The sequence below is a fragment of the Microlunatus sp. M237 genome, from assembly GCF_056896895.1.
The window spans coordinates 123,185-149,886 of the sequence record NZ_JBXHBL010000005.1 but is presented as its reverse complement, the minus strand read 5'-3'; the positions used below and the strand labels follow the sequence as shown (position 1 = coordinate 149,886).

23 protein-coding genes are annotated in these 26,702 nt (G+C 66.3%); 16 read left to right on the top strand and 7 right to left on the bottom strand.

The genetic code is table 11. The features are described 5' to 3' along the window. Nucleotides 1-5 precede the first annotated feature (5 nt). The gene (locus AC1XX3_RS18415) at nucleotides 6-1,049 is read right to left on the bottom strand and encodes an aminotransferase class V-fold PLP-dependent enzyme (RefSeq protein WP_483322639.1); all 1,044 of its coding nucleotides are present in this window, start codon (nucleotides 1,047-1,049) and stop codon (nucleotides 6-8) included. Between the two features lie 17 nt (nucleotides 1,050-1,066). On the opposite strand from AC1XX3_RS18415, the gene AC1XX3_RS18410 reads away from it, so the two are divergent. Further along, the gene (locus AC1XX3_RS18410; RefSeq protein WP_483322638.1) at nucleotides 1,067-2,062 is read left to right on the top strand and encodes a LysR family transcriptional regulator; all 996 of its coding nucleotides are present in this window, start codon (nucleotides 1,067-1,069) and stop codon (nucleotides 2,060-2,062) included. Nucleotides 2,063-2,437: 375 nt separating this feature from the next. Then, complete coding sequence (locus tag AC1XX3_RS18405; protein WP_483322637.1) at nucleotides 2,438-2,617, top strand: hypothetical protein; 180 nt, start codon at nucleotides 2,438-2,440, stop codon at nucleotides 2,615-2,617. 150 nt (nucleotides 2,618-2,767) lie between these two features. On the opposite strand, the gene AC1XX3_RS18400 is transcribed toward AC1XX3_RS18405, so the two are convergent. Continuing rightward, entirely contained in the window at nucleotides 2,768-3,415 is a 648-nt protein-coding gene (locus tag AC1XX3_RS18400; RefSeq protein WP_483322636.1) for a GNAT family N-acetyltransferase, read from the bottom strand. A 139-nt stretch (nucleotides 3,416-3,554) separates the two neighbouring features. On the opposite strand from AC1XX3_RS18400, the gene AC1XX3_RS18395 reads away from it, so the two are divergent. The 3 genes from AC1XX3_RS18395 to AC1XX3_RS18385 are packed head-to-tail and all read left to right on the top strand — an operon-like array spanning nucleotide 3,555 to nucleotide 7,484. Next, the gene (locus AC1XX3_RS18395) at nucleotides 3,555-4,034 is read left to right on the top strand and encodes a MarR family winged helix-turn-helix transcriptional regulator (protein WP_483322635.1); all 480 of its coding nucleotides are present in this window, start codon (nucleotides 3,555-3,557) and stop codon (nucleotides 4,032-4,034) included. A gap of 40 nt (nucleotides 4,035-4,074) precedes the next feature. Continuing rightward, nucleotides 4,075-5,667, top strand: coding sequence for an ABC transporter transmembrane domain-containing protein (locus AC1XX3_RS18390; RefSeq protein ID WP_483322634.1), 1,593 nt, complete (start codon nucleotides 4,075-4,077; stop codon nucleotides 5,665-5,667). Next, complete coding sequence (locus tag AC1XX3_RS18385) at nucleotides 5,664-7,484, top strand: ABC transporter ATP-binding protein (protein WP_483322633.1); 1,821 nt, start codon at nucleotides 5,664-5,666, stop codon at nucleotides 7,482-7,484. The genes AC1XX3_RS18390 and AC1XX3_RS18385 overlap by 4 nt, the downstream gene beginning before the upstream one ends. A 61-nt stretch (nucleotides 7,485-7,545) precedes the next feature. Here AC1XX3_RS18385 and AC1XX3_RS18380 read toward each other — a convergent pair whose 3' ends face one another. After that, entirely contained in the window at nucleotides 7,546-8,109 is a 564-nt protein-coding gene (locus AC1XX3_RS18380; protein WP_483322632.1) for a dihydrofolate reductase family protein, read from the bottom strand. A gap of 191 nt (nucleotides 8,110-8,300) precedes the next feature. Between AC1XX3_RS18380 and AC1XX3_RS18375 the strand changes: the two genes are divergently transcribed. Next, nucleotides 8,301-9,170, top strand: coding sequence for a GNAT family N-acetyltransferase (locus AC1XX3_RS18375; RefSeq protein ID WP_483322631.1), 870 nt, complete (start codon nucleotides 8,301-8,303; stop codon nucleotides 9,168-9,170). A 111-nt stretch (nucleotides 9,171-9,281) separates the two neighbouring features. Here AC1XX3_RS18375 and AC1XX3_RS18370 read toward each other — a convergent pair whose 3' ends face one another. Then, nucleotides 9,282-10,505 carry a hypothetical protein gene (locus AC1XX3_RS18370; RefSeq protein WP_483322630.1) on the bottom strand — a complete coding sequence of 408 codons (1,224 nt, stop codon included), beginning with the start codon at nucleotides 10,503-10,505 and terminating at the stop codon, nucleotides 9,282-9,284. Between the two features lie 205 nt (nucleotides 10,506-10,710). Between AC1XX3_RS18370 and AC1XX3_RS18365 the strand changes: the two genes are divergently transcribed. The 10 genes from AC1XX3_RS18365 to AC1XX3_RS18320 all read left to right on the top strand — a co-directional run bounded on the left by AC1XX3_RS18365 (nucleotide 10,711) and on the right by AC1XX3_RS18320 (nucleotide 22,241). Continuing rightward, nucleotides 10,711-11,562 (top strand): GntR family transcriptional regulator, encoded by an 852-nt coding sequence (locus AC1XX3_RS18365; protein WP_483322629.1) that lies wholly within the window; start codon nucleotides 10,711-10,713, stop codon nucleotides 11,560-11,562. A 259-nt stretch (nucleotides 11,563-11,821) separates the two neighbouring features. Next, on the top strand, nucleotides 11,822-13,801 hold the full coding sequence (locus tag AC1XX3_RS18360; RefSeq protein WP_483322628.1) for an ABC transporter substrate-binding protein: 1,980 nt from the start codon (nucleotides 11,822-11,824) through the stop codon (nucleotides 13,799-13,801). A gap of 30 nt (nucleotides 13,802-13,831) precedes the next feature. Further along, nucleotides 13,832-14,824 carry an ABC transporter permease gene (locus AC1XX3_RS18355; protein WP_483322627.1) on the top strand — a complete coding sequence of 331 codons (993 nt, stop codon included), beginning with the start codon at nucleotides 13,832-13,834 and terminating at the stop codon, nucleotides 14,822-14,824. A gap of 18 nt (nucleotides 14,825-14,842) precedes the next feature. Next, entirely contained in the window at nucleotides 14,843-15,985 is a 1,143-nt protein-coding gene (locus tag AC1XX3_RS18350) for an ABC transporter permease (protein ID WP_483322626.1), read from the top strand. Nucleotides 15,986-16,011: 26 nt separating this feature from the next. Then, nucleotides 16,012-17,130 carry an ABC transporter ATP-binding protein gene (locus AC1XX3_RS18345; protein ID WP_483322625.1) on the top strand — a complete coding sequence of 373 codons (1,119 nt, stop codon included), beginning with the start codon at nucleotides 16,012-16,014 and terminating at the stop codon, nucleotides 17,128-17,130. Continuing rightward, nucleotides 17,127-18,197 carry an ABC transporter ATP-binding protein gene (locus AC1XX3_RS18340; protein ID WP_483322624.1) on the top strand — a complete coding sequence of 357 codons (1,071 nt, stop codon included), beginning with the start codon at nucleotides 17,127-17,129 and terminating at the stop codon, nucleotides 18,195-18,197. The genes AC1XX3_RS18345 and AC1XX3_RS18340 overlap by 4 nt, the downstream gene beginning before the upstream one ends. 42 nt (nucleotides 18,198-18,239) lie before the next feature. After that, nucleotides 18,240-19,472 carry a DegT/DnrJ/EryC1/StrS family aminotransferase gene (locus AC1XX3_RS18335; RefSeq protein ID WP_483322623.1) on the top strand — a complete coding sequence of 411 codons (1,233 nt, stop codon included), beginning with the start codon at nucleotides 18,240-18,242 and terminating at the stop codon, nucleotides 19,470-19,472. Nucleotides 19,473-19,512: 40 nt separating this feature from the next. Continuing rightward, nucleotides 19,513-20,550: a Gfo/Idh/MocA family protein gene (locus AC1XX3_RS18330; RefSeq protein ID WP_483322622.1), complete on the top strand. Its 1,038-nt coding sequence runs from the start codon at nucleotides 19,513-19,515 to the stop codon at nucleotides 20,548-20,550. After that, nucleotides 20,547-21,536: a Gfo/Idh/MocA family protein gene (locus tag AC1XX3_RS18325; protein ID WP_483322621.1), complete on the top strand. Its 990-nt coding sequence runs from the start codon at nucleotides 20,547-20,549 to the stop codon at nucleotides 21,534-21,536. The genes AC1XX3_RS18330 and AC1XX3_RS18325 overlap by 4 nt, the downstream gene beginning before the upstream one ends. Nucleotides 21,537-21,698: 162 nt before the next feature. Next, nucleotides 21,699-22,241, top strand: a complete 543-nt coding sequence (locus tag AC1XX3_RS18320) for a dihydrofolate reductase family protein (RefSeq protein ID WP_483322620.1) — start codon at nucleotides 21,699-21,701, stop codon at nucleotides 22,239-22,241. A gap of 151 nt (nucleotides 22,242-22,392) precedes the next feature. Here AC1XX3_RS18320 and AC1XX3_RS18315 read toward each other — a convergent pair whose 3' ends face one another. The 3 genes from AC1XX3_RS18315 to AC1XX3_RS18305 form a co-directional block, all read right to left on the bottom strand. Further along, entirely contained in the window at nucleotides 22,393-23,910 is a 1,518-nt protein-coding gene (locus AC1XX3_RS18315) for a mannitol dehydrogenase family protein (protein WP_483322619.1), read from the bottom strand. Nucleotides 23,911-24,412: 502 nt separating this feature from the next. Beyond that, on the bottom strand, nucleotides 24,413-25,441 hold the full coding sequence (locus AC1XX3_RS18310; protein ID WP_483322618.1) for a Gfo/Idh/MocA family protein: 1,029 nt from the start codon (nucleotides 25,439-25,441) through the stop codon (nucleotides 24,413-24,415). 168 nt (nucleotides 25,442-25,609) lie between these two features. Continuing rightward, nucleotides 25,610-26,683 (bottom strand): Gfo/Idh/MocA family protein, encoded by a 1,074-nt coding sequence (locus AC1XX3_RS18305; protein WP_483322617.1) that lies wholly within the window; start codon nucleotides 26,681-26,683, stop codon nucleotides 25,610-25,612. Between the last annotated feature and the right edge of the window lie 19 nt (nucleotides 26,684-26,702).

Below are 26,702 nucleotides of genomic sequence, written 5' to 3'. Positions count from 1 at the left end.
CACCATCAGGCCCTCAGGGCAGCGGCGACGCGCGTCACGTCGGCCTCCGTGTTCCAGACATGGAACGCCGCCCTCAGATTGCCGGCGCGGGAGGACGCCCGGATGCCCGCCGCCTCGAGCGCACTCAGGTCGCCACCGCTGGTGTCGGGCCAGCAGATGATGGCCTGGTTCTGACGAGCGATCCCGAGCTCGTCGCACAGGCGGTTGCCGAGCCCGACGTTATGGGCCCACACTTCCTTGACATCCAGCCCGGCGAAGAGCTCCAGGGAGTGTTCCGCGCCCACCCACGCATGCCACGGCGGCGAGACATCAAAGCGCCGCGCATCCTGCGACAGTTGCATTGACGGTCCGTAGCAGTTGTCCCAGATCGTGGAACCTGCGTACCAACCGGCCTGGATGGGCAGCAGCAGCGACTCAATCTCGGGTGTGAGGGTCAGAAAAGCCACCCCGCGTGGAGCACAGAGCCATTTGTAGGCGTGACAGATCGTGGCATCGAAGAGCGACGCATCGACGGGAAGGCATCCTGCCGCCTGCGTCGTGTCGCACAGGGTGAAGGTGCGATGCCGCGCAGCTGCCTCGACGATGGACCGCGCATCCGCGACGGTGCCGCTGGCCGACTGGACCATCGAGAAGGCGACGAGCCAGGTGGAGTCGGTGATCGAATCCGCGAGCGCGATGAGCGGGACGGATCGGACCGTGAGATCGGTCTGCATGAAGGGGAAGATGATGGAGGAGAAGTCGCCATCGGCAACCAGGATCTCGGAGCCCGCGGGCGCCGCGAGGGCGAAGAGCGATGCGAGGACCGAAACCTGAGAGCCGGTGGCCACACGGGAGGCGGGAACGCCGACCAACTTCGCGTAGTGCCCCCGCGTGCGATTCATGAGGTGGTCGTAGGCCACCGGATCGGCCGTGCCCGTTTCCCAGTGCTCGAGGTCGGCGAGGAGCGCCGCCACCGTCTGCCGCGGAGGGAGTCCCATCGTGGCCGCCGCGAGGTATCCGCCGGTGGTGGAGAAGCTTGAGCGGGCTGCCTCGAGGTGCGTTCGTTTCATGCCTCCAGTACAGCCCAATGCTGCTTATGCCACCAGAGCATATGTTGCATGGAACCCATGCCTTACAGGAATATGAGGGAATGGAACCGGATCTCGACCTGGAGTCATTTCGAATCGTGCGTGCGATCGCCGAACGAGGGTCCATCACGGCGGCAGCGCACCTGCTCGGCTGGAGCCAGCCCTCCGTCAGCAAGCACCTCCGCAAGCTCGAAGCGCAGGTCGGTATGCCCGTCGTCCAGCGAGTCGGCCGTGGGGTGCGGCTGACGGAGGCAGGGGAAGCGCTCGCGACGCACGCGGGGGTCCTGACCTCCGCGGTCGATGCGGCCAAGCACGACCTCGCCGAGCTTCGCGGTCTGTCGACCGGACGAGTGCGGATCGTCGCGTTCCCGACAGCGTCGTCGATGCTGGTGCCCGAGATTCTCCAGCGGCTCCGAGAGCACTATCCCGGCATGACCGCGACCTACGAGGAGGCAGAGCCACCGGAAGCCCTCGGCATGCTCCGATCGGGCAGGGCAGACGTCGCGATCACCTTCCGTTACGCGGATGGCGACAGGCCCGACACGTCGGCCACGCCCCTGCTGTCGTTCCCGCTCTTCACCGAGGAAGTGCTCGCCGTGCTCCCGGCGGACCACCCGCTCGCGTCCCAGGATGCCGTCCCCCTGTCGGACCTTGCCGGCGAGCGCTGGATCGCGGGGTGCCCGGTCTGCCGGGGGCACCTCCTCGCCGTATGCCGCAGTGCCGGGTTCGAACCGATCGTGAGTCTGGCAACTGACAATGTTCTTGCAGTGCTTCAGCTTGTCTCGGCGGGCATGGGAGTCGCCCTGCTGCCCCGCCTGGCGTTGGCGTCGACCTCGTTGCCCACGGGCGTCGTGGTTCGCAGCACATCGCCGGCGGGTCAGCGCTCGATCGAGGCTGCGATTCAGCCGGGGTCTGAACGGATCCCCGCTGTCGCAGTCACCCTTCGGTTCGCTCGGGCCGTCCGCCCGAGCAGCGCTGGGGTGACCTCGGGCTAGGCGGTCGACTGCTGGCCGCTTGCTCACTGCGCCGCGGAGGAATGGCGCGCTACTGAGACGCCGCAGCTCGGGTCCTCCGCAGCACTGCGCGAGTCGATTGGTCGAGGCGAGCCGCCCCACCCGGGTCGAGTGTGCCGAAGGTGAGAGGGACCTCCCGACCGCGATCGATCGCAAGAAGCGGTTGATCAGGCGGCGCATCGATGAAGCCGTGAATCGGGGTGATCGATTCGGTCACGGAGCGGCCGAAGACGCGAGCGGCCCCTCGAATCGCCACCCGGAGGGGCGCGGGCAAGGGGGAGAGATCACCGCTTCGGGTGAATCCAGGGGAGTGAATGCCCTGCGTCACGGGCGCCAGTCGGTCGAGGCGTTCGCTGGATGGGCCTCTCGGAGGAGACGGTGCGTCCGCTAGTCGTCGCGCTGGACGCCTACACGATCGGATTCGCGCTCACCACTGGGCCTTGCGGCGACCTCACTCCCGCGCTGCTGACGACCTTCCGCGCAGGGCTGGACTGGATGCTGGACGGCTTCGAACGCGATGTGATCCGCCGCCGCTGAGGCGAGCGACGCGACTGTCCTAGCATCCAGCTTGGCTCCCCGAATCGTGGCGAAGAGATTCCCGACTCGTGCCGGTCATTGCCCGCCGCCAATCCTCAGCCATGGGGACGGCCCGATGCCGGCTCACGTTCTTCCCATCTGCACGGCCGCCTACCGTTCTGGGCTGGCGAGCGTTTTCATCATCCATTGGGCCCGTTCAGCTACGTGATGTTCTCGATGGTCCCCGTCGACCCACGTGTAACGGTCGATGTAGTCCACGCCCGAGTACGCATAGCCCAGCCGAAGGTAGAGCGCTTTCGCGCGCGGGTCATCGACGCCAAGGCCCACGCTGCGATGGCCGCGCGCTTGCACCTCGTGCTCGATGAGGGCCAGCATTTGCGTACCGATCCCTCGGGATTGAAGATGCTCGGGCCACACCTGCAGACCGTTGATCTCTGGACACCGGGGTACCTCCGTTGCAGCGCAACCGTCCCATCGGACCTCGCAGGATCCGACGAAGTGCCCGGGCGCCTGCTGACAGGACGCCAAGTAGTAGGTGCTGGTACCGGCTTCCTGGCGCGAGAACCTCAATGAGTGGGTGCGGCTGTTACCGGTTGGTGCCCACGCTTCCAGGTCGGGAAGGTCACCAGCGACGCACGGGCGCAAGAACACATCGCAGGTTGGCACGCCACCATCCTCAGCGATCTGACAGGCATCGTCCACCAGCCTGTGAACCTGAGAGGTTGGTCCCGCTCGCCGGCGATGCAGAAACTGAACCCCACGTCCTGGGCCAGCCGTGCGCGCCGTCGCTCGATGCATGCGGCGCGGTCATTTGTGTCCGCGCGAGAGGGTAGTGAAGACGACCCTGTGCCGGCCGCGCAGAAGGCGACGCTGCCCGGCCATCTCAGCCTCGATCACTGCGCTTGTAGTTTTGTCTCAAAATCACAATACTGCCCGCATGGCCATACCCGTGGAACAAGCCATGGCGCTTGCCGATGCCGTCCGAGCGGTGTCGAGGGCGACGGTCGCGGCGACTCGGGCGACCCAGGGCCTGCCGGCCTTGCCGGAGGCTCAGATCGCCGTGCTCCGCATCCTCCGATCGTCTCCGTCGATCACCCCGGCTGAGATCGCCGAACGGCTTGGGCTGGCCAGGCCGACCGTCAGCAACCTGCTGCGCGACCTCGAAGCTGCCGGTTACGTGACGCGTGCACGCTCAGACGCCGACCGACGCTCGGTGATCCTGAGCATCACCGAGCAAGCCCGCGACGTGCAGGACGCTTTCCATCGCGGCCGTGGCGAGGTCGTCACCTCCGCCTGGGCCGCGCTCGACGAGAGTGACCGCGTTGCCCTGGCCGCTGCTACGCCGTCGTTACGTCGACTGGCAGACCGGCTGCACGAGAGCACCCCTCCGACATCGAAGAAGGAGCCCAACCGATGATCAGCTCGATCGAGCTCAACCAAGGGATGGGCGGCGAATCATGACAGGTGTCGCGCACGCCTCGGCGGCGGAGAGCGTCGCTGATTACGCGGCGCTGCCCGGCCCGGGCGGACGAAAGTCCAAGATGCCGGCGCTGGATGCCAAGGCCTGGACGCTTCAGGTGGCACTCTCGCAGCGTCCGTGGAGCTTCGTCGCCTCCATTGCCATGGCGGCGTCCTTCGTCTGCAACGGCCTGACGCCGTTGGTGGTGGGCCGGGCCGTGGATGAAGCCATCGCCACGTCGTCGTTGAGTCGGCTGGGATTCTGGCTCCTCGTGCTGACCGGGCTGTATCTGGTCGCCGCCGGCGTGAACTGGGTCGCGCGCTTCATGCTGGTCCGCAGCCAGCAGCTGGTCAGCCACGACCTGCGCACCATGGTGACGGACCGGATCCAGGACCCGCGGGGGTTCGCGGGTCGGGAGCGCACCGCCGGGGGTCTGCTGTCGATCGCGTCCTCAGACACCCACCGGGTGGGCGAGATCGTGATGATGACGGTGATGCCGGTGGCGGAGGCGGCGTCGATCACCTACGGCGCCATCGTGATGTACACCATCAACCCCTGGCTCAGCCTGGCGACTCTCGTCGGCGGGCCGCTGCTGGTGATCGTGGCGCTGCGCGTGGGCCGCCCGCTGCAGCGGCGTTCGGTCGCCCGCCAGCAGGCCATTGCCCAGACTGCCGCCACCGCGGTGGACGTGGTCCAGGGACTGCGGATCCTCAAGGGACTGGGCGCGATCACCACTGTCCGTGGTCGCTACGACGCTGTGTCGGGGATCGCATACGCCAAGACGGTCCAGGCCAACGCGGCCGAAGCCCGTCTCAACGGTGCCACCGACGCCGCCGGTGCGATCTTCGTCTCCGGCCTCGGCATCGCCGCGGGTGTGCTCGCCCTCAACGGGACCGCGACGATCGGTCAGCTGATCACCGTCGTTGGCCTGACCCAGTTCTTGATCACCCCGATGACGATGCTGGGCAGGAACCTCGCCTCGCGATGGGCCTCGGCGGAGGCCTCTGGACAGCGGGTCCGCGAGGTTCTGGGCGCCGGGTTCGAGCGTACCGACGAGGTGGACGTGGCTCGGTCCAGCCGCTTCATCGACGCGCTGCCGACCGGACTCAGCGTCGTCCACGGTGTTGACCACGAGTTGATCTCTCGACTCGAGTCGCTGCCCCGGAGTCGGGTGATCGTCGCCCCGCACGCCGCCGACCTGTTCGATGGAAGTGTTGCCGACAACGTGTATCCCGACCGCGCCATCGCCGAGGAGGCTCTCCGGGTCGCCTGCTGTGACGACATCCCCGAGGGCGCCGACAAACGCGTGGGCGAAAGCGGACGCATGCTCTCCGGCGGTCAGCGGCAGCGAGTTGCCCTGGCCCGCGCCGTCGCCTTCGACCCCGAGGTCCTCGTCCTCCAGGATCCGACCACGGCAGTGGACTCGGTGACCGAGCAGGACATCGCCGATCGGGTGTCGCGTCACCGGGCCAACAAGATCACTCTCGTCTTCAGCCAGGCCCCCGCGTGGCACGCCGTGGCGGCCAACCACCTGAGCCTGGCGGACCTGCTCACCCTCACCGGCGAGCTGTCGGGGGAGGCCACCCGATGAGCGAGACGATCATGAACGGTTCCGCATCCGCCAAGCCAGATCAGGGGATGCGCTTCCCGATCGCCAACCTGCGGCAGGTCCGGCGCGAGGTGGCGCGTCAGCTGGGTCGGGTGCCGCATGCGCGGCGCTGGTTCGTGCTGGCGGTGGTGCTGCTGGGCGTGGGCTCGTACGCCACCGTGCTGGTGCCCCAGCTGATGGGGACGATCGTCGACCTGGTTCTCGGCGACGCAACCGCGCGATCGATGTGGCGGATCGGCGCCGAGCTGATCGTCGTATCCGTCCTCGGCGCGGTCCTGAGTGCTGCCGGCTTCTATCTGGTGGCGAGGCTGTCCGAGCGCGTGATCGCGACCTTGCGCCAGGACATGATCGGGACCGCCCTGGGACTTCCCACCCACCAGGTGGAGGACGCCGGCACCGGTGATCTGGTCAGCCGGTCCACCGATGACGTCGCGGAGCTCTCGGCCGCCGTGACCGAGACCCTGCCCACCCTGTCCACCTCGCTGTTCTCGATCGTCGCCACCGTCGTCGCGCTGTCAACGCTGGATTGGCGTTTCCTGATCATTCCGATCGTGGTCGCGCCGGTGTACTACGTCGCCGCACGCATGTATCTCGCTCGGGCACCGAAGCGTTACGCAGCCGAGCGCGCCGCGATGGCTGAACGGGCCCGCCGGGTGCTCGAGGCCATCCGGGGTCGTGCGACGGTACGCGCGTTCTCGATGGAGCACCGGATGCACACCGAGATCGAGACCGCCTCGTGGAGCGTGGTCCGCAAGGGGATCACGGCCCGCACGACCATGCTCGTGCTCAACACCTGGACGCTCGGGATCGAGCTGATCATGCTCGCCATGGCCCTGTCGATGGGGTACTACCTGGTGTCGACCGATGGCATCACGGTGGGTGGGGTGACGGCAGCCGTGCTGATGATCATCCGGTTGCGGGGGCCGATGAACACGCTGATGCGGGTGCTCGATGTCATCCAGTCCGGGTACGCCTCGCTCGCCCGCATCGTCGGCGTCGTCGCCGATCCACCCGTGCCGGTGCCCGACAGCGGTGCCGACGCACCGCGAGGTCGCGTCGAACTGCGGAATGTCAGCTTCAGCTACGGCGGCGACTGGGCCGTCCGCAACGTCAACCTCAGCATTGATCCGGGCGAGACCGTCGCCATCGTCGGGGCGTCAGGCGCCGGCAAGACCACGGTGGCAGCACTGCTGGCCGGCTTGCGGATACCCGACGAGGGCGAGGTCCTCGTGGACGGGTACCCGGTGTCACAGCTCTCCGACACCGAACGCATCGCCCGGCTCGCCACGGTCAGCCAGGAGGTGCACGTCTTCTCCGGGACGTTGCGCCAGGACCTGACGCTCGCCAAGCCGGACGCCACCGACGCGGAGCTCTACGCCGCACTCGAGCGCGTCCACGCCCACTCGTGGTTCGATCGGCTTCCCTCAGGTCTCGACACCGTGGTCGGCGCCCGCGGTCTCCAGCTGGATCCGGTCGCCGCCCAGCAGCTCGCACTGGCCCGCATCTTGCTCCTCGACCCGGCCATCGTCGTCATGGACGAAGCCACCGCCGAGGCGGGCTCGGCCGGGGCCGAGGCGTTGGAGGATGCGGCCGACGAGGTGACCCATGGCCGGTCGGCGCTGGTGGTGGCGCACCGTCTCGACCAGGCCTCCCAGGCCGACAACATCCTTGTGATGGACCACGGTGAGATTGTCGAACGGGGCACCCACGACCAGTTGCTAGCCCGCCGTGGCATCTATCACCGTCTGTGGTCGGCGTGGAGTGTCGGTCGACGGGAGCTCGACGCCGACCCTGTCTGAGGAGGCCTGTCCCGCTACGAGGTCCTTGGGTGGGGCCACCCGCCGATCGAAGGTGGCGTCGTCAGCGCTTGGTCTCGTACCTGGTCAGCAGTACGCCGTGGGGAAACGTCCGGGACTCCACCAGGTTCAGGTTCACCCAGTTGTCCAGGGCCGGAAAGAACGGTGCGCCGCCGCCCACCAGGACCGGGTGGGTGACGATCACGTACTCGTCGATCAGCCCGGCCCGCATGGCCGCCGCGGCAAGGGTCGGGCCGCCCACGTCCATCGGACCGCCATCCTCCGCCTTGAGCCGGGCGATCTCGGTGACCGCATCCCCGGTGACCAGGCGCGCGTTCCAATCGACCGGGATGGGCGTCGAGGAGAACACCACCTTCGGCATGTCCCGCCAGCGACCGGCGAACTCGATCTGGGCCGGTGTCGCGCCGGGCAGCTGGTCGCCGGTCGGCCAGTGGGAGCTCATGTTCTCCCACAGCTTGCGCCCGTACAGCATCAGTTCGGTGGAGGCGACCCGGTCGGACCACCACTGGAACCACTCGTCGCTGGGCACGCCCCAGCCGAGGTCGTTGTCGGGCGTGGCGATGTAGCCATCCAGCGTCAGGTTCATGCCATAGGTCAGTTTTCGCATGCGTCATCCTCGGTGAGTCGATACTGAGGTGTCCAGACAATTACGGCGGGCAAGAATCATCGGCTACACGGCACGGAGACCGGTTGACCACCGCGCCAAGCGGATGCCGCGTGCGGGGACGCCCAAGCGGACGAGACTCGCGGCGGCCATGACATTTCGGCTGCGTCGAGTGGGCGTGGTGTGATCGTGACATGGCCACCGAGCTGAACACCCCGGACGTCGGCGGGCTCGATGACGTTGTGCGCGCTCTTCGCAGCTGGCAGCGCGAGGAGGCGCCGGTCCAACTGCATCCAGGTGACCTGGGCTGGCAATGGCGGTTCGGCGCGGAGGCGGTGGCCGCCGCGGTGCGGACCTGGAGGCGCGACGGCGACATCCTCGCGGTTGGGTTCCTCGACGGCCCCGACGTGCTGCGGCTGACCGTTGCGCCGGCGGTGTGGGGCGAAGACGGAGTGGCCCGCGACGTGGTGTCAGATCTGTCCGATCCCGATCGTGGCATCCTGCCTGCGGGGAAGGTGTCAGTCGAGGTGCCCGACGGCACCCGGATCCAGGACCTCCTCTCCGAGGGTGTCTGGACTGCCGGCGAGTCGTGGGCTCCGTTGCGTTTGAGGCTGGCCGGGCCGGTGGACCGGCCGCGCCTGCGGGTGGAGGTGGTGGAGTCGGCTGAGCAGGTGTCCGAGTGCACGGCCGTTCACCGCTCCGCCTGGGGATCCGAGGGTTTCACCGACGAGAAGTGGCGCACGATGGCGGCTGGGTCGCCGTTCGCTGACGCCCGGTGCCTGCTGGCGCGTGACGCCCAGGGGATCGCGGTAGCCACGGTGACGGTCTGGTCGGCTGGACCGGACAGGCCGGCTCTGCTCGAGCCGTTGGGTGTCCACGCCGATCATCGCCGGCGCGGTTACGGCGCGGCGATCTGTGCGGCGGCGGCCGCGGAGCTCCGGGAGTTGGGCTCGTCGAGTGTGCTCGTGTGTACACCGAGCGCCCTCCACAGCGCTATCGCTACCTACGAAGCGGCCGGCTTCGAGAGAGGTTCCGAGCGTCTCGACCGCACCCGAGACGCTTGATCGACAACGTCCACTGCCTCGCTTGCATAGGGTGAGTCCCACCGGGCATCGATCAGAGCGCTCCCCCCAGTGTGGGTGGCCGCGCTCAAGTGCGCCGCGACCAACCCGCTCTCACGGCCGGAGAAGGTGGTCAATTGCCTGACACACGTTCTGTTCGATCACCGGCAAGAAGCGACTGCTGAGCAGGTAGTACTTGGTGGAGTCGTCCGCCTCGTACCCACCGTCGGCGAGCTGCCTCGCCGTCGGAATGTAGCCAACCATGCCGTTGCTGTAGGCCACCGGAAGAGTCCGGCCGCCGGAGTCGTTCTTGATCTTGACGCCGTACGGTGTGGTGACCTCACCACTCATGGCGAGCAGTTGGACGCCGTCCCCGAGGATGACCGTCTGCAACCGCAAGGTCTCGGCCGGGATCAGGCGGTGGGGATGAGCGAGCATCCCCCGGGCCCACTCGCCGGTGACCCCGGGACTGTCGGTCAAGCCCTGCAGCGTGGACAGCGCCGGAACCTCCTCGAACGGCAGTTCGGCCTCGGCCCACTCGGTTCGCAGTGCAGACTCCGCCACGCTCTGCTGCGGGCCCTGCACAATAGCCAACACCGCGGTGGCGAAGTCGTGGCCCAGCTCCGCAGCCCGAGCGAGCCCGGCTCCGGCCGCGTCTTGGGGGTTGATGTCACCACAGCAGCCTTGCAGCGGAAGGGCCATGCCGCCGGTGTGCTCCTCCAGCTCCGACATCGCATAACCGAGATAGTCACCACTGACGCGATTCTCCCCGGAGACGACCGGGTGACAGCTGTAATGGACCAGCATCGCCTTGACGTCCGCGCCGCGTCGAAAGGTCAGCACCGTCAGCTCGTCGTCGGTGAGCGGCTCGGGGTAGTCGGCCGAGATCGGCCGCCGGTGAGTCGCGAGTGCATGCGCCGCTGACCCGCGGCTCAGGGTCACCTCCTCCCGGTCGACCAGTGCAGCCGCCCCGGCCTGGCGCAGCCTGGCTTCCAGCAAGTCGAGATAGCGCGGATCCACCGCCCCCATGCTGGCGGCTTGGAAGTGGTTGGTCTGTGGGCCCGAATGGCTGTGCGTCGCCGTGAACATGATCGTGTCGGGAGCCAGGTCGAGGGTGTCGGCGAGTGCAGTCCGAAAGCGGTCGTCGTCCTCGGTGCTCCAGTTCAGCAGCTCGGCCGATACGACAGCGGCCGAGGACTCACCCGATTCGACGAGCGCCACCCGGAGCTTGATCGGGTGAGCCACCTCGTCGGTGGTGGCTCCTGCCCGCGCAGCGAACCCGGTGATGGCAAGAGGCCAATCGGGGGTGATGTCGGCAATGCCAATGCCAATTCTCATATGTTCAACCAATCTCGGGGGTGATGGAATTCGGTCACAACACCATCGAAGCGGTGTGCCCGCGTCGCGCCAGCCGGTGGCCGTCCGAGTCTGACTATTGCAGATCGCTGCGGCGGACAATCAACCGACCATGATCATCCGCCCCGCTGGCGCCGGGGGGCGTGTCGGCGCGTGACGCCACGTTGTATAACGTTCGTGATAGCCGATGCCCGGACGGCGACACCAGTCCAGGGCTGAAGATCATCGCGCCGCAGCGGTCTTTGTCGGAGAGCTCGAGCGAGGACAGCAGCTTGGCGGTGGCCCATCCGCACCACAAGGGAGACCATTGACCGGGGTGGAACCACAGACAGCGGATGTTGTCCGAGAGAGGCTCCGGGCGCGAATCGCCCGGTTGCCCGAGAACACCAAGCTTCCCAGCGAGCGTGATCTTTGCTTAGAACTCGGCACGTCACGGATGACACTGCGGCGGGCGATGGACGAGCTGGTGAGCGAGCATTGGATTTTGCGCCGACCCCGGCAGGGCAGCTTCACGCGTAAACCACCCGTCGAGGGCAGTCTCGGCGTGATTTCCTTTGCTCAAGACATGGCTAGGCGGGGGCACACCACCGCCACGACCACCCTCGAGTTCAGGCGGGTCCAAGCGTCGCGGGTGGTGTCGCGCCGACTGCGGATTCCAGAGTCCGATCCCGTCTACGTCTTCAAACGAATGCGTGCCGTCTCGGGAACCCCCGTCGCCGTTGAGGAGACGTCGGTGGCTGGCAGCACCGTACCGGGACTGAGCGAAGATGATCTTGACGGTTCCTGGTTCTCATTGTTGAAGCGTCGGTACGGGATCAGCATTGCTCGTGCTGAACTCTCAGTGTCTGCGGTGGCGGCCCCCGATCGGGAGACCGCTCGCGTCCTCGGCATCGACCCCTCGGGCCCGTGCTTGCAGGTGAGTGGTCCCAGCCTGAATGCTGACGGCCGCGTTGTCGATAGCTCGGTGGCGATCTATCGCGGCGACGCGTTCGAGCTCGCCTTCGAGTTACGCGGTGGTATCAGCCCTGTTACTCCCTGATTGCTCTCCTAGGGCACCAGGCATGGCTCTTCGGCGACCACGGGGTTCAGGTATACCAGCGCTGTAATAGTGGGCGGGCAGGGAGGCGGACGCGGCAGCATTTTCCCTAGCCAGCGCGCTATTTGCCGTTTGTGCGCCGGGAGAATGGATGGATCGCTGGTCTACCGAGATTGCTTGCTGGTGATCTTGGCAGCGTGCCAAGGTGACGGAGTCCGGCTGAGCAGTCGCCGCCGATTCCACTTCCTTAAGAGGGCCAACCATGACGCACGCCATCTCGCGCCGCTCGTTTCTCGCCGCCACGACAGCCACCGTAAGTCTGTCCAGCGCGGTCCTGATGTCGGGCTGTTCCGCCCTCTCAACAGACCCGAACAGCAAGAACAAGGGGTCCACTGATCCGGCTGCGCTCGATGCCAAGGAGTCGCCGATGCTGACCGAGCGGGTCAAGAAGGGCGAGCTGCCTCCCCTGGAGAAGCGGTTGCCGGCCGAGCCGCTGGTCCTGCAGCCCTTCAGTGAGGTCGGGCGGTACGGCGGCACCTTGAATCGTGTCCAGATCAGTCCATCCCAGAACGACCTGATGTACATCGGCCGGGGCAGTCTTCTCGAATGGGACAAAGATCAGCGGATGCCGGTGGAAGGGCTGGCGATCAAGAACGAGATTCTCGAGGACGGCAAGGCGTTCAAGTTCCAGCTGCGCAAGGGACTTCTGTGGTCCGACGGCAAACCCTTCACGACCGCCGACATCGAGTTCTTCATCGATCATGTCGCGTCCAACAAGGAACTGAACCCGTCGTTCCCGACCTTCCTGACCACCCACGGGGAGCCGGTCGAGTTCGAGAAGGTTGATGACGTCACCTTCGTCCTGCGCTTCAAGCACACCTACGGCCTGCTGCACGACTACCTCGCCGTGAACTACAACACCTTCAACCTGATCAAGCCGGCCCATTATCTGAAGCAGTTCCACAAGGAGTTCGCCTCTGCGGCCGAGCTGAAGGCCCAGCTGAAGAAGCACAAGATGGCCACCTGGGTCGATCTCTTCCAGGCGATGGACGACCCGTGGACCAACACGGAGCGGCCCATGATGGGTCCGTGGTTGCTGACCCGGGCCTACAACTCCGGGGCCACTCAGCGGGCCTCGCTGGAGCGCAACCCTTATTACTGGAAGACCGACCCCGATGGTCGGCAGTTGCCTTATCTGGATCGCATTGAATACACCTTCGGCGACGCGGAGACGAACGCCATCAAGATGGCCAACGGCGACATCGACCTCCAAGGCGTCGATGTCCCCTTCTCGGCTGTTCCGGTGCTGGTCGGCAACGAGGAAAAGGGGAACTACAAGGTCTATCGCTGGCAGAACGACAGCGGCATCCTGCCGATGTTCATCAACCAGACTCACAAGGACCCGGTCCTGCGCAAGCTCTTCCAGACGCTCGACTTCCGGGTCGGGCTGTCGCTCGCGATCAACCGCAAGGAGATCAACGACTCGCTGCTGGCTGGGCAGGGAACACCGGTTCAGCCGGTGGCCCAGCAGGAGGACATCTACTGGAAAGAGGGCTTCGGCCAGAAATACCTCGACTTCGATCCCGACGAGGCCAACCGGCGACTGGACGCGGCCGGCATCAGCAAGCGCGGTGACGACGGCATGCGCCTGCGGCCGGACGGCAAGAAGATGCAGATCAACGTCCTCACCTTCCCGTTCGCCGAAGCGGTCGACGTCCTCGCCGGCTTCGAGTTCGTCAAGCGGCATTGGGCCAAGGTCGGCATTCACATCGAGATCACCTCGGTGACGCCGGAGCTGTTCTACCAGCGGGCACCACAAGGTGACTACGACTTCTGCGGCTACGGAGGCATCGGTGGCTTCCACTGGGACATCGATCCGCTGTGGTACGTACCGACGTCATCGCTGACCTACTGGGCCAACGGCTTCGGGGTCTGGTATGAGTCCGGTGGTGAGTCGGGGATGAAGCCGACGGGCATCTACCGCGATCTTCAGCTGTGGTACGAGGATCTCAGCGCCACCAGCGACCGGGACGAGCGGATCAAGATCGGCCAGAAGATCCTGCAGGCCCACGACGACAACGTCTGGATCATCGGCATCGCCCGGGCACCGTTCCGGCCCGTGGTGGTCAGCAAAGACCTGAAGAACGTCCCCGAGAAGATGATCCACAGCAGCCGGGTCGGCATGGACGAGGCCGTCATGGTGGAGCAGATCTTCTACACCGACCCCAGCAAGCATGAGTGAGCTCGCCCCCGGGATCGGAAGGCTGATCAGGTGACGCGCTACATCCTCGTTCGGCTGGTTTACATGGTGCCGACGCTGTTTCTGATCTCGATCGTTGCGTTCGCTGTCATCCAGCTGCCGCCGGGGGACTATCTCGGCACTGTCGTCGCGGGCCTGCAGCGCCAAGGCCAGCGGATCGATCCGGCCTATCTGGAGGCGTTGCGACAGCAGTACGGGCTCGACGGCTCGATCATCACGCAATACACGAAGTGGATCACCAACATCGTGCTGCACCTCGACTTCGGGTATTCGTTCCAGTTCGGCCGTCCGGTGTCGGACGTGCTGCTGGACCGCCTCCCGCTGACGGTGGCGCTGACGGCGTCGACCCTGGTGCTGTCCTGGGCCATCGCCTTGCCGGTCGGCATCTATTCCGCAACCCACCAGTACTCATCGCTCGACTACATCGCCAGCGGCTTGACCTTCCTCGGGATGGCCATTCCGGGTTTCTTGATCTTGCTGGTGGCGATGTTCGTCCAGTTCAAGTTCTTCGACTGGAGCGTAGGTGGTCTCTTCTCACCGGATTGGATCGATGCGGACTGGAATCTGGGCAAGGTCCTCGATCTGGCCAAACATGTGTCGGTGCCGATCATCGTGCTGGCGCTGGAGGGGACCGCGGGGACGATCCGTGTGCTCCGGGCCAACCTGCTCGATGAGCTGCATCAGCCGTATGTCACCACGGCCCGGGCCAAGGGCCTCACGGAACGCACTTTGATCTTGCGCTACCCCGTACGCGTCGCACTGAACCCGTTCGTCAGCACCATCGGCTGGGTCCTCCCGGCTCTGCTGGGCGGAGAAGTGATCATCTCCACCGTCGCCGGACTGAACACGACCGGGCCGGTCATGCTGCAGGCCCTGAAGAGTCAGGACATGTATCTGGCCGGCGGCGCAATCCTGATCATCAGTGCGCTGACCCTGATCGGCACGTTGCTGTCCGACATCGCGCTCGCCGCGATCGATCCCCGTGTCCGCGCGGGCTACAACTAGATCGGAGATCGGAGACTCGTGCTCGACACCACAGTTCCGCCGCTCGACACCGCGGGCCCGCCGCAGGAGAAGAAGGACCCGGCAGCACTGGCCGAAACCTCTCAAGCCAAGCTGATCTGGCGGCGGTTCCGCCGACATCGGCTGGCTGTCGCCAGCCTGGGCATCATTCTGCTCGCCTATCTGGGTGCGATCTTCTGTGAGTTCGTCGCCCCGCACGGCAAGGACGTCTATCGTGCCGAGCTGTCGTCGGCGCCCCCTCAGTCCCTGCACCTGGACTGGGACGGCGGACCGCAGGTCTTCGTCTATGGCTACACGTCCGAGGTCAACCAGCAGCTGCAGCTGAGGGAGTTCGCGGTGGACGAGGGCCACCGCATCCCGCTGCGGTTCTTCGCCCGCGGGGACGCCTACGAGCTGTGGGGACTGATCCCGTCCACTGTCCATCTGATCGGTCCGGTCGATCCTCAGGAGAGGCTCTTCCTGCTCGGATCGGACAGCCAGGGACGCGACCTGCTGTCCCGGATCATCTACGGGTCGCGGGTGTCCTTGTCGATCGGCCTGCTGGGGGTGACGCTCAGCCTGTTCCTCGGGATCGTGGTCGGCGGTCTCTCCGGCTACTTCGCGGGTACGGTCGACGTGGTCCTGCAACGGGTGATCGAGTTCATCATGTCGATCCCAGCGTTGCCCCTGTGGCTGGGACTGGCGGCCGCAGTTCCTCCCGGCTGGGGCCCGCTGAAGACATACTTCGCCATCACGGTGATCTTGTCGCTGATCGGCTGGACCGGACTCGCTCGGGTGATCCGGGGCCGCTTCCTGCAGATCCGCAGCGAGGACTACGTTGTGGCGGCCCGCTTGGACGGTGCCGGGCAATGGCGGGTGATCTTCCGTCAGATCCTGCCGGCCTTCACCAGCCACATCATCGCCTCGCTGACGTTGGCCATTCCCGGGATGATCCTGGCCGAGACGGCTCTGTCCTTCCTTGGTCTGGGGATCCAGGCTCCGGCCGTCAGTTGGGGTTCGCTGCTTCAGGATGCACAGAACCTGCGGGTGGTCGCGACGGCGCCGTGGCTTCTCCTGCCGGGTCTCGCGGTGGTCATCATCGTGGTTTCGCTCAACTTCGTCGGCGACGGCCTCCGCGACGCCGCCGATCCGTTTGCCGCATGATGGGACAACAGCCTGTGGAGATAGCAATGACGGGGACCGAGCGAGCCCCGCTGCTTCAGATCAAGGATCTCAGGGTCGGGTTCGACACGACCGACGGCCAGGTGAGCGCCGTCGACGGCGTCGATCTCCACATCAACTACGGCGAGACTCTGTGTGTCGTCGGAGAGTCGGGTTGTGGCAAGAGCGTCACCGCCCGAGCGATCTTGAATCTCATCACGCCGCCCGGCCGCATTCTGGGAGGCGAGGTCCTCTTCAACACCTCACCGCGTGGCGTCGACGCCCCCGTGGTCGTGGACCTGGCCAGCAAGGCGACGCCAGGTGCGCAGCTGCGAGCCGTCCGCGGTAACGACATCGCGATGATCTTCCAGGAGCCGATGAGTGCTTTGTCGCCGGTTCACACCATCGGCCGTCAGATCATGGAGACGCTGATCCTGCACGAGGGCCTGAACAAGAAGGAGGCCCGCGCGCGGGCCATCGACGAGCTCGAGCGGGTGGGGATGCCGAGGCCAAGACAGGTCGTTGACTCCTACACCTTCCAGTTGTCCGGTGGAATGAGACAACGGGCCATGATTGCCATGGCGCTGGCGTGCCGGCCCCGACTGTTGATCGCCGACGAGCCCACCACGGCGCTTGACGTCACCACCCAGGCGCAGATTCTGGAGCTGATCGCCGGGCTGAAGGAAGAGCTCGACATGGCGGTCCTCTTCATCACCCATGACCTCGGCGTGGTGGCCGAGATCGCGGACCGGGTCAACGTGATGTATCTGGGCACCGTGGTCGAGGGGGCTGAGGTCAACACGCTCTTCGATGAGCCGAAACATCCGTACACCCGAGCGTTGCTGAAGTCGATCCCGCAACTGGGCAAGCCGAGGGGGGTGCGTCTCCAGACGATTCGCGGCATGGTTCCCAGCCCGCTGGAGCGGCCGCCCGGCTGTCCGTTCGAGCCACGATGCCCAGAAGCGTTCGGCGAACCGTGCCGGACCATCCGGCCGGAACCGGTGTCGGTCGGCGGCTCGACGGCACGCTGCCTGCTGCACGAGCCTGCCGAGAACCTGATCAAGATTGAGGAACGAGCCTCGTTGGTGACCGTCGACGATCATGCTGAGACCACGGCACATGGCCGAACCAGGGGAGACGCCCGATGACGACAGATCACCAGCCGGCGCCGACGCGGCGACCGGAGCGGGACGACCGGGTGCTCTTGGAGGTCAAGGACCTGTCGCTGGCGTTTGCCTCGCGATCGAGCATGTTCTCGCGGCGGCGGCCGGCCGTCCAAGCCCTGAGCGAGGTCAGCCTCGAGGTCAAACAGGGGGAGACGCTGGGGATCGTCGGCGAATCCGGTTGTGGCAAGACGACACTCGGACGCTGCATCCTCCGTGCCCATAAGCCGGACAGCGGCCAGCTCCGCTATTTCCCAGAGCCTGGCTCAGACGGCGTGGACCTGGCCCAGCTGTCGCAGCGAGAGCTGCGGCCCTACCGGCAGCAGCTGCGCGCCGTCTTCCAGGATCCGAGCTCGTCGCTCAATCCACGCATGACCGTCTTCCAGATCATCGCCGAGCCGTTGCGGCCGATCGCCGACACGATCCCCGAGGGGGTGTCGGCCCGGGTGGCAGAGACGATGGAGCTGGTCGGACTCCGTCCCGAGATGCTCCGGCGCTATCCCCATGCCTTCTCCGGTGGGCAGAAGCAGCGGATCGGGATCGCCCGCGCCTTGGTGACCCGGCCACGGCTGATCGTCGCGGACGAGGCAGTCAGCGCCCTCGACTTGTCCATTCGGAGTCAGATCCTGAACCTGTTGCAGGACCTGCAACAGGAGATGGGGCTGACCTACATCTTCGTGTCGCACGACCTGTCGGTGATCGAGCACCTCTGCGATCGCATTGCCGTGATGTACGGCGGCAAGATCGTTGAGACGTCCGATCGGTCTCTGTTCAGCCGACCGCGCCATCCCTACACCGAGAGTCTGTTGGCCGCCGTGCCGGCCAGCCATCCGCGGCTGCGGCACCTGAGCGGCAGGTCCGCAGCCAGCGGTGAGGTGCCTGACTTGTCGGCGCTGCCGTCGGGCTGCGCCTACCATCCGCGCTGTCCCTATGCGATAGATGCGTGCCGCGAGACCGTCCCTCCGCTGGAGGGCGTCGATGACCATCGCAGTCGCTGCATTCGCTCCGACGAACTCAGGCTGAGCGGCATTGTGGCGATCCCGGATGCCTGATGCCGTGACGACAACCCGAACCCACCAACCCAGAGGAAACCCATGAACACCCTTGCTCTTCACGGAGGAACACCTGTCCGGCAGCAGCCCTATCCCTCCTGGCCACAGGCGGACGAGAAAACCGAGGCCCGAGTCCTCGACGCGGTCCGAGCCGGCATCTGGGGCGATGTCGACGGCCCGAACAAGGCCGCGCTGGAGGGGGGCTTCGCCGAGTTCCATCAGGCCAAGCACGCCATCGCTGTCTCCAACGGAACTGTGTCGCTGGAGATCGCCCTCGCGGCGTTGAACATCGGCGTCGGCGACGAAGTGATCGTCCCCAGCTATACCTTCTTCGCCACCGCCGCTGCGGTCATCGCGGCCAATGCCCGACCCGTCTTCGTCGACGTGGACCTGAACACCGGCTGTATTGACCCAGTCGCCGTCGAGGCCGCGATCACCCCGCGTACCCGAGCCGTCATCCCGGTCCACTTCGCCGGCCATCCGGCCGATCTGGATGCGCTGACTGCGATCTGTGCGGCGCATAGCCTCGCCCTGATCGAGGACGCGGCGCAGGCCCACGGAGCGGAGTATCGAGGGCGACCGGTCGGATCCACGGGCGACTTCGGGTCATTCTCCTTCCAGGCGTCGAAGAACATGTCCTCGGGCGAGGGCGGCATTCTGCTCTCGAACGACGACCGGCTGGCGGAACTGGCCTGGAGCCAGCATCACTGCGGCCGGCTGCCCGGTCGCCCCTGGTATGAGCATCACAGGCTCGGCGGAAACCACCGCTTGGGCGAACTCGCCTCAGCCCTGCTCTTGCCGCAATTGGAAATGTTGCCGCAGCGACTGCAGCAGCGGGAGGCGAGCGCGCGGATCCTCGACGACGGGCTCGCCTCGATCGAGGGAGTGATGGCCGCCGGGCGGGCTGAGAGCACCACGGTCCACGCCTACCACCTCTATCCGATGCGTCTCGACTCCGAAGCGTTCGGCGGCATCACCCGGAAGCGCTTCGTGGAAGCGCTGCAGGCCGAAGGCATCCCTGCCGGAGCGGGCTACGGGACGCCGCTGCACCTGCAACCGGTGTTTGTCGACCATCGCTTCGACACGCTGCCTGGGGACGAGCGTGCCGACGGTCCGGTGGCCGGCTATGCATCCCTGGAGCTGCCGGTCACCCAGCGGCTCTGTGACGAGCAGGTATGGCTTCCACAGACGGTGCTGTTGGCCGACGCTGATGCCGTCGGCGATGTGGTGACAGCGATCAAGAAGGTGCAAGCCAATATCGCCTCGCTGCGCTGAGTTCGACCTCCACGGCTCGGCTCGTACGGAAAAGACGACGATGGCGTCCAATTCGCGTTTCTCGGTCGGCCTGATCGGGGCGGGAAGCATGGCCGAGGTCCATGCTCGAGGGTGGCAACACGTTGGCGCGCAGGTGCTGGTGTTCTCACCGACCCGTGGTGAGGCATTCGCTGGCCGGCTGGGCTGCCGCTGGGTTCCCAGCCTGGTGGAGCTGCTGGAGAACTCTGACGCGGTCGACGTCTGTACACCTACCGACTCCCATCCAGAGCTGGTGCTGGCCGCTGCAGTCGCAGGAGTCGATGTCCTGTGCGAGAAGCCGCTGGCCACGAGCTCGCAGGTCGCCGAGGAGATGATCAGCACCTGCGCCGCCCGTGGGGTCAAGCTGGTGCCGGCCATGGTGGGCCGCTACTTCGATGCCTACGCGGTGCTGCAACGCCACGCGTCCCAAGGGCTTGTGGGGACCGTGGTCGCCCAACGCTTCGACCGGTTGGGGGCATCGCCACAGGCCCGGTGGTATCACGACGAGGAGAGGTCGGGCGGTTTGATCTTCGACCAGATGATTCATGATCTTGACCTGGCCCGGTGGGTCGGTGGCGAGGTGAAGAGCGTGTATGCGCGCGACTCGGTGTCGGCTGCACCGGGAGCGCCGTCGGCAGCAGCGCCACCCCTGCGGACGGCCTCGGTGATCCTTACGCACGAGAACAACGCCATCAGCACTGTGACCGGCACCTGGGGACCCCCGAGCACCCAGTTCCGCTCCGGTTGTGAGATCGCCGGCAGCCAAGGACTGCTTCAGCATGACAGCGCGGCGCATCCCGCTCTGCACTTGCAGGTGGAAGCCACCGACTCGGCATCGGAGACCGACGCGGACGCGGCCCCACAGCTGTTGCCCGACACCGGCCTGATCAACGATCCGTACGTGGCCCAGATCAAGGACACGTATGCCTACTTCCAGGGCGGGCCAGCACCCCGCGCGGTCGCGGCGGATGCACTGGCGGCGGTCCGTATTGCCGAGGCCGCGTTGGCATCACTCGCCTGCGGACATGCGGTTCCCGTCGCGAAACCAGGGGTGCGATGAAGATCGGCATCATGTCGTTGGCTCACGAACGTGCCGATCACTATCTGCGCAGTCTGGCGGAGATGGCCGATGTTCAGGTGTTGGCGGCAGATCCCGACTCTGGACAGCGACCCGGCGGCGCGCTGCACGGACCTGATCAACAGCGGCGCGTCGGAGTCGACTATGCCGATTCCTATCGTGACCTCCTGACCTGGGGGCCGGACGCTGTCCTGGTCCTCTCCGAGCCGGCACATCGTCGTGAGCTGGTCGAGTTGGCTGCCGCGGCCGGGGCACACATCTTGTGCCCCGCCCCGCTGGCCTCGTCGGTGTCGGACGCCGAAGCCATTCTTTCTGCCTGCCGGCGGGCAGCCGTCGGGCTCACCATCGCTCAGCCGGCCGCCTATTCACCCGCTGTCGTTCTGCTCAATCGTCAGCTTCGACAGGGGCAGCTCGGGACAGTGATCGCGCTGCACGGCAAGAGTGTCAGCAAGGTTCCGACTCACCGGTCCGGCGGCGGAGCGCTGATGGATCGCGCCCCCGCCGTCCTGGGCCTTCTTGATGATCTGCTCGGAAACGTGATGCCCGATGAGGTCTACGCGGCGACCAATCCGACGCTCGGGCCCAGCTACGCGAGCGGTGAGTCTGCGGCCGCGATGTCTCTGCGTTACCCCGGGAACATCGTGGCGACGATCGAGAGCTCGTGGTGCCTGCCCGACTCCTATCCCACCGACCAGGTCCTGAAGCTCCAAGCGGTAGGTACCCGTGGAACGGTGCAGCTGGACGTCTTCGGACAACGGGTCGACGGCCACTCCGAGCTCACCCGCAACCAGGTCTGGTTGGGCTACGACCTCGACCTGGAGACACAGGTGCTGACGGAATTCGTCGCGTCGCTCCGGCAGGGAGTGGCCACCGACCAAGGCGATGGCGCCTCCGGACTACGCCTGCAACGCATCATCGCGACGGCGTACGACTCGGCCCTGTCCGGCCGATCGGCCCAGCCACTCTGACGGCCTCTGACGTCGAGTGCGCGCTTCGCGCCCATCGCTGTCAGGACAGTGGGCGCGAAGTGCGCAGTCGGAGTCGGGCAGCCCGCCGGACAGTCAGTGAGACACGCCGAGATTCGACGTCGGAGCCGATGAGATCGGAGTTCGTACCAGGTCGTACCAGCCATGACTGATATCGACACTGAGCTGGGCAAGGTCGTAGTGAACCGGGCGATGTCGCTGGACGGGTTCATCGCCGGACCGGACAACTCCATGGACTGGATCTTGGAATACACCAGCGACGACCTCTTCCCCGAGGTCATGCGGGCCACCGGCGCCATGCTCGTCGGCCGGGGCACCCACGAGGTCTCCAAGCAGATGGCGCCCGAGAACACCGACTACGACGGCGGACCGATCTTCGTCCTGACCCACCGGCCGCCGGCGGAGCCCGAGGAAGGGATCACCTTCCTCACCGGCGACCTGGCTGACGCCATCGAGACGGCACGTGCCGCCGCGGGCGGAAAGAACCTGGAGATCCTGGGCGCCGACCTGGCCACGCAGTGTCTGAAACAGGGTCTGGTCGACGAGGTCCTGGTCTACGTCTTGCCGGTGCTGATCGGCGACGGGGTGCGGTTCTCGACCTCGGGTCTGGGCAGGATCGAGCTGGAGCCGCTCAGCAACGCGCAATCGGGGCCGGTGACGATGCTTCGCTTTCGGGTACGCGGATAAGCGATTGGCGCCCGAATCGAAGGTTTCGGGGTGCGTGGGGAGATGTTCCACGAGAAAGACGGTGTTGTTAGCCGATGCTGATGGCGTCCGTGACGTGGTGGCAGCGATCGAAAAGGAGCACGCCAATACGCAAGCCTGCGCTGAGATCGCCTCAAGCTCCCGCGGGGTCGAGGTAGTGCGCGATCGCTTCCCGGGGGCCGTCGCCAAGCGCGAGCGAAGCAGCGTGCAGCTCTGACACGAACGATTCGTTGTCGCCGAGCTCGCCGAAGACCTCGCGTTCGGTCAGCAGGGGGCGGGGGTCCGGTCCGTCCTGGCGGGCGAGCGAGCCGAACTGGTCACGTCGTACGCCCTCGACCTTGATCGTGTCCCCGGCGTAGTCGGTGCCCTCGAGATAGCGGAACCAGCCGGCGACGGCCAGAGTCATCAGCGAGTGAGGCCGTTCCGCGGCGATAGCCTCGGCCACCGACGGCAGCAGGTAGGAAGGCATCTTCGTCGAGCCGCGCCGGCACAGCCGGGACAGCTGGTCAGCCATCAGCGGGTTGCTCAATCGCTCCAGGAGCGAGGTCTTGTAAAGGTCGAAGTCCAGGCCCTCGACCTGCGGCAGCAGTGGGATCACCTCGTCGAGGAGACCCAACACGAAGCGGGTGAAGAGGGGGTCGGCCATCACCTCAGCGCTCGTTCGATGTCCTGCGAGGTAGCCCAGGTAGCCCAGAGCGCAGTGACTGGCGTTGAGAAGGCGTTTCTTGGCGAGCTCGTACGGTGCGACGTCGCGAACGAACTGGACGCCGACCTCCTCCAGCGGTGGCCGACCGGCGCAGAAGTTGTCCTCGATGACCCATTGGGAATACGACTCCGTCACCACCGGCCACCGGTCCGCCACTTTGAACTCGGCGGCGATCTGGTCGCGATCCTGCGGCGTCGTCTCCGGGGTGATGCGGTCGACCATGCTGCTGGGGAACGTGACATGCTCCTCAATCCAGAGCGCCAGCTCGGGATCGCGGAGCCGGGCGAACGACGTGACCATCGAGCGAGCTGCCTCGCCGTTGCTCGGAATGTTGTCGCACGACAAGATCGTGAACGGCCCGGTCCCGGCCTGCCGGCGTCGGTCCAGCGCCTCGACCAAGAACCCGAACACGGTGTCCGGACGGCCAGGGTCCTCCATCTCTGCCGTGACTGTGGGGTCGTCCGCGATGAAAGTGCCCGTCGGGTCCAAGACGTAGCCGTTGCCGGTGATGGTGAGGGTCACCAGCCGAGTCCGCGGGTCGGCGAGCACCTCGAGGACCTGCTCCCGCTCGGTCGCTCCATGCAGATAACCCACGATGGACCCGATGAGGCGAGGTCCGGATCGCTGGGGACCCCGCTCCACGACAAGGTAGAGGCAATCTTGCGCCCGGAGGACCTCCCCGATCTCGACGCTGCGCAGCCCCACCCCCACCACACCCCAGCCGTCCGCGAGCCCACGTTGGGCGAGCTCGTTGAAATACACCGCCTGGTGCGCACGATGGAATGCGCCGACACCGATATGCACCACACCGGGACCCAGCGCTGACCGGTCGTAGCCCAGTGCTCCCACCCGCTCTGAGACGGCCTCCAGCGTCGCGTTGCTCAACGGCACCTCCGAGTCGAAGCCGGAGACCGACGAACCCAGGTCCTCCTCCGATGAAGTCATCCACTCCGCTCCTCACTAGGCCGGCTGTCCAGCTTTGCCTCATTGGCGTTCGTCGACTGCCCTGGACGGCCATACCCATGTTGCTCCCTGGCCAGCGAGTGCCCGTGCGGCCGCCCACTGGCGGCGGGAGACAAGCCCGCCATGAGGCCCACCGCGCGGACCTTGTGACCGGTGCCACCGGAGGTTCCGTTGTCATGGGTCCTGCCGGTAGCCGTCCCAGCTGGGAGGGCTGACGACCGTTGGTCCCGCTTTCAGGCCGTTGTTCTCGACCGAACCCTTCTGATACCCGGCGAGCCGTTGTTCAAGCGGCCTTGCCACGCCGGAACCTCGCGTGGCGTCAGCGCGCTGACCACCCAACCGCCACCACTGCGCGCCGTACGGGCAGCTGGAAAGTTCTGGGTGCCAACCTGGCCACCCAGTGCCTACAGCGAGATTCGCATGGCCTTCTCCGACGCCGACCTGCCGGGGACCATCCGCAGCGTCGGGGCGATGACCCGGACGCTCAGAGCCAGTCGGCCAGCTGCACCGGCTGCCGGGTCTGCGACGACGCCACCGCCGCGTACGTCGTGGCCAGGCTGCCGAGGTTGTTGCGACCGGAGATCCCCGGCTCGTAGCCGCCCTGGATGGCGGTGACGAACTCGGTCAGGCTGCCCGCCCGGTCGGTACGCTCCACCGTCGGCAGATCCAGCTTCTCCACCGAGTCGCCGCGACGGATCCGGACCTCGTCGGACCGCCAGCCCTGGGGGCCGTCGCCCCGGCTGGTCCACCACACCTCGGCGTCGGCGAAGTCCATCCGCCACTCACCGGCCCAGGTGGTGCGTACGCCACTGCTGACCCAGCTGCCGCGATAGCTGACCACCAGGTCGTCGCCGCACTCGATCAGGGCCACGCCCTCCGACGGTCCGGTGAACAGCGACCAGGCGGGATCCCAGGTGCGGCAGTCGATCGCCGTGACCTCGCGGCCCAGCACCGTACGGATCAGGTCGAAGTGGTGGATGGACATGTCGACCAGCAGCGGCTCATCGAGGGCGTGGTGCGGCGTCGCCACCCCGTTGGCGCCGGACATCTGGCGGAAGTCGAGCTCGACGGCGTGCAGGTCCCCGAAGGTCCCCTCGGCGATGATGGCCCGCACCGCCGAAACGGCGGGGAAGAACCGGTAGTTCTGGCTCACCGCGACGGTCAGCCCACGGGAGTCGGCGAGCTCGATCAGCTCTTTGGCCTGCGCCACGCTCGGCGCGAACGGCTTCTCGATCAGGACGTGCCGGCCCGACTCGAGCGCCGCCTTCGCGGCGGGCACGTGCCCGACCAGGCTGGCGGTGACCAGCACCGCTTCGGGATCGGTGGCCTCGATCGCCTCCTCCACTGTCTCGAAGCAAAGCTCAGGGGTGGTCAGTCCGGCGGCGATGGCCAGCGACCGCGACCCCTCGAACACGTCGGCCGAGCCGACCACTTCGACCTCGGGGACCTGAGGGATGACGTTCTTGGCCCAGTCCCGGCCGAATCCACCCAGGCCTACTTGGACGATGCGCATGCGCTTCTAACCTCTCGTCGATGTGAGGCCGCCGACCGTCTGGACCCGGACCTCCTGTGTTGCCGCGGCGACCTTACTCGGTCGGAGTGAGAACTGAGACGGGAAGGTCAGCGTTTCGAGTGCGGGCGGCCCGAACCGAAGCGTTCTGACCCCTCGCCCGCGAATCTCCTACGGGAGCTCTCGGCCGTTACGACCGCCCCCTGTCCCGGAGTACGGGGCGCCGGGATCCCAGTCATCACCTTGCTGCGATGGCCCTGGGTCGAGCGGCAACTGGACGCTCGCTCCGACGCGGTTGGACAGGTAGGCAGCCTCCACCACCTCGAGCGCCCGCAGGGAGGTCTCGGGAATGCGGTAATCCACAACGCCGGACGAGATCTGGGCAGCCAGGTGCTCGAGATGGCGTTGGTGTCCGCTCGCAGCGAAAGGTGGCACGTCGACTCGGACCCGATGGCGATCCGGCGTCACCAGGGTGTACCAGCTTTCCCATGCGCCGTACTCGACATAGCCGGAGGATCCGACGATGCGTATCAGGCAGGCAGTCGGTCTGGCGACGGGAACGACGTCACCGGTGTTCAACAACAAGCGCACCCCAGCCGTCGTTCGCGCCATCGTCATTGCCTCGGTTTCGACTTGCATGCCGTCGCGAAAGGTCCGGGTCGAGCTGTCGGCGGCGGTCAGCACGACTTCTACCGGGTCCGGATCGACAAGAGACACGAAGTACTGGATCCAGTGGATACCCGCGTTGATGATGTCCCAGCCGGTGCACTCCATCTCGACGAAGATCAGTTGTCCGACCATGCCTGATCGCACGAGCCGCATCACCTCTAGAGCAGCGCTGTGGGCCATCAGGCCGTGCGGAACGACCAGAGGCAGATCACGGTCGCGAAGCAGGCTCAGAATCTCAGCCCCAGCGGCGGTGGTGTCTCCGAGCGGCTTCTCGACCAGCATGCCGCGGATCGACCCCGACCCGAGAGCGCACCGGGTGAGCTGCAGATGAGTGGGTGCGTAGGTCGAGACGCACACGACGTCGGCTGGCCTCTGTTCGATCAGCTCCTGCGCCGTGGCGTACGTGGGGACAGACCCTCCGGTCCGCTGCTGGACTCGTTTGCGGGCGTCTTCACGGACATCCGCCACCCCGACAAGATCAAATCGTTCTGAGGCCAACAGGGCATCGATACTGAGGCTGCCTCCTGCCCCGGCCCCGATCACTGTTGCTGTCAGACGCTGCTGGTCGCTCGGCATGCGCGATGGATCTCCGTTC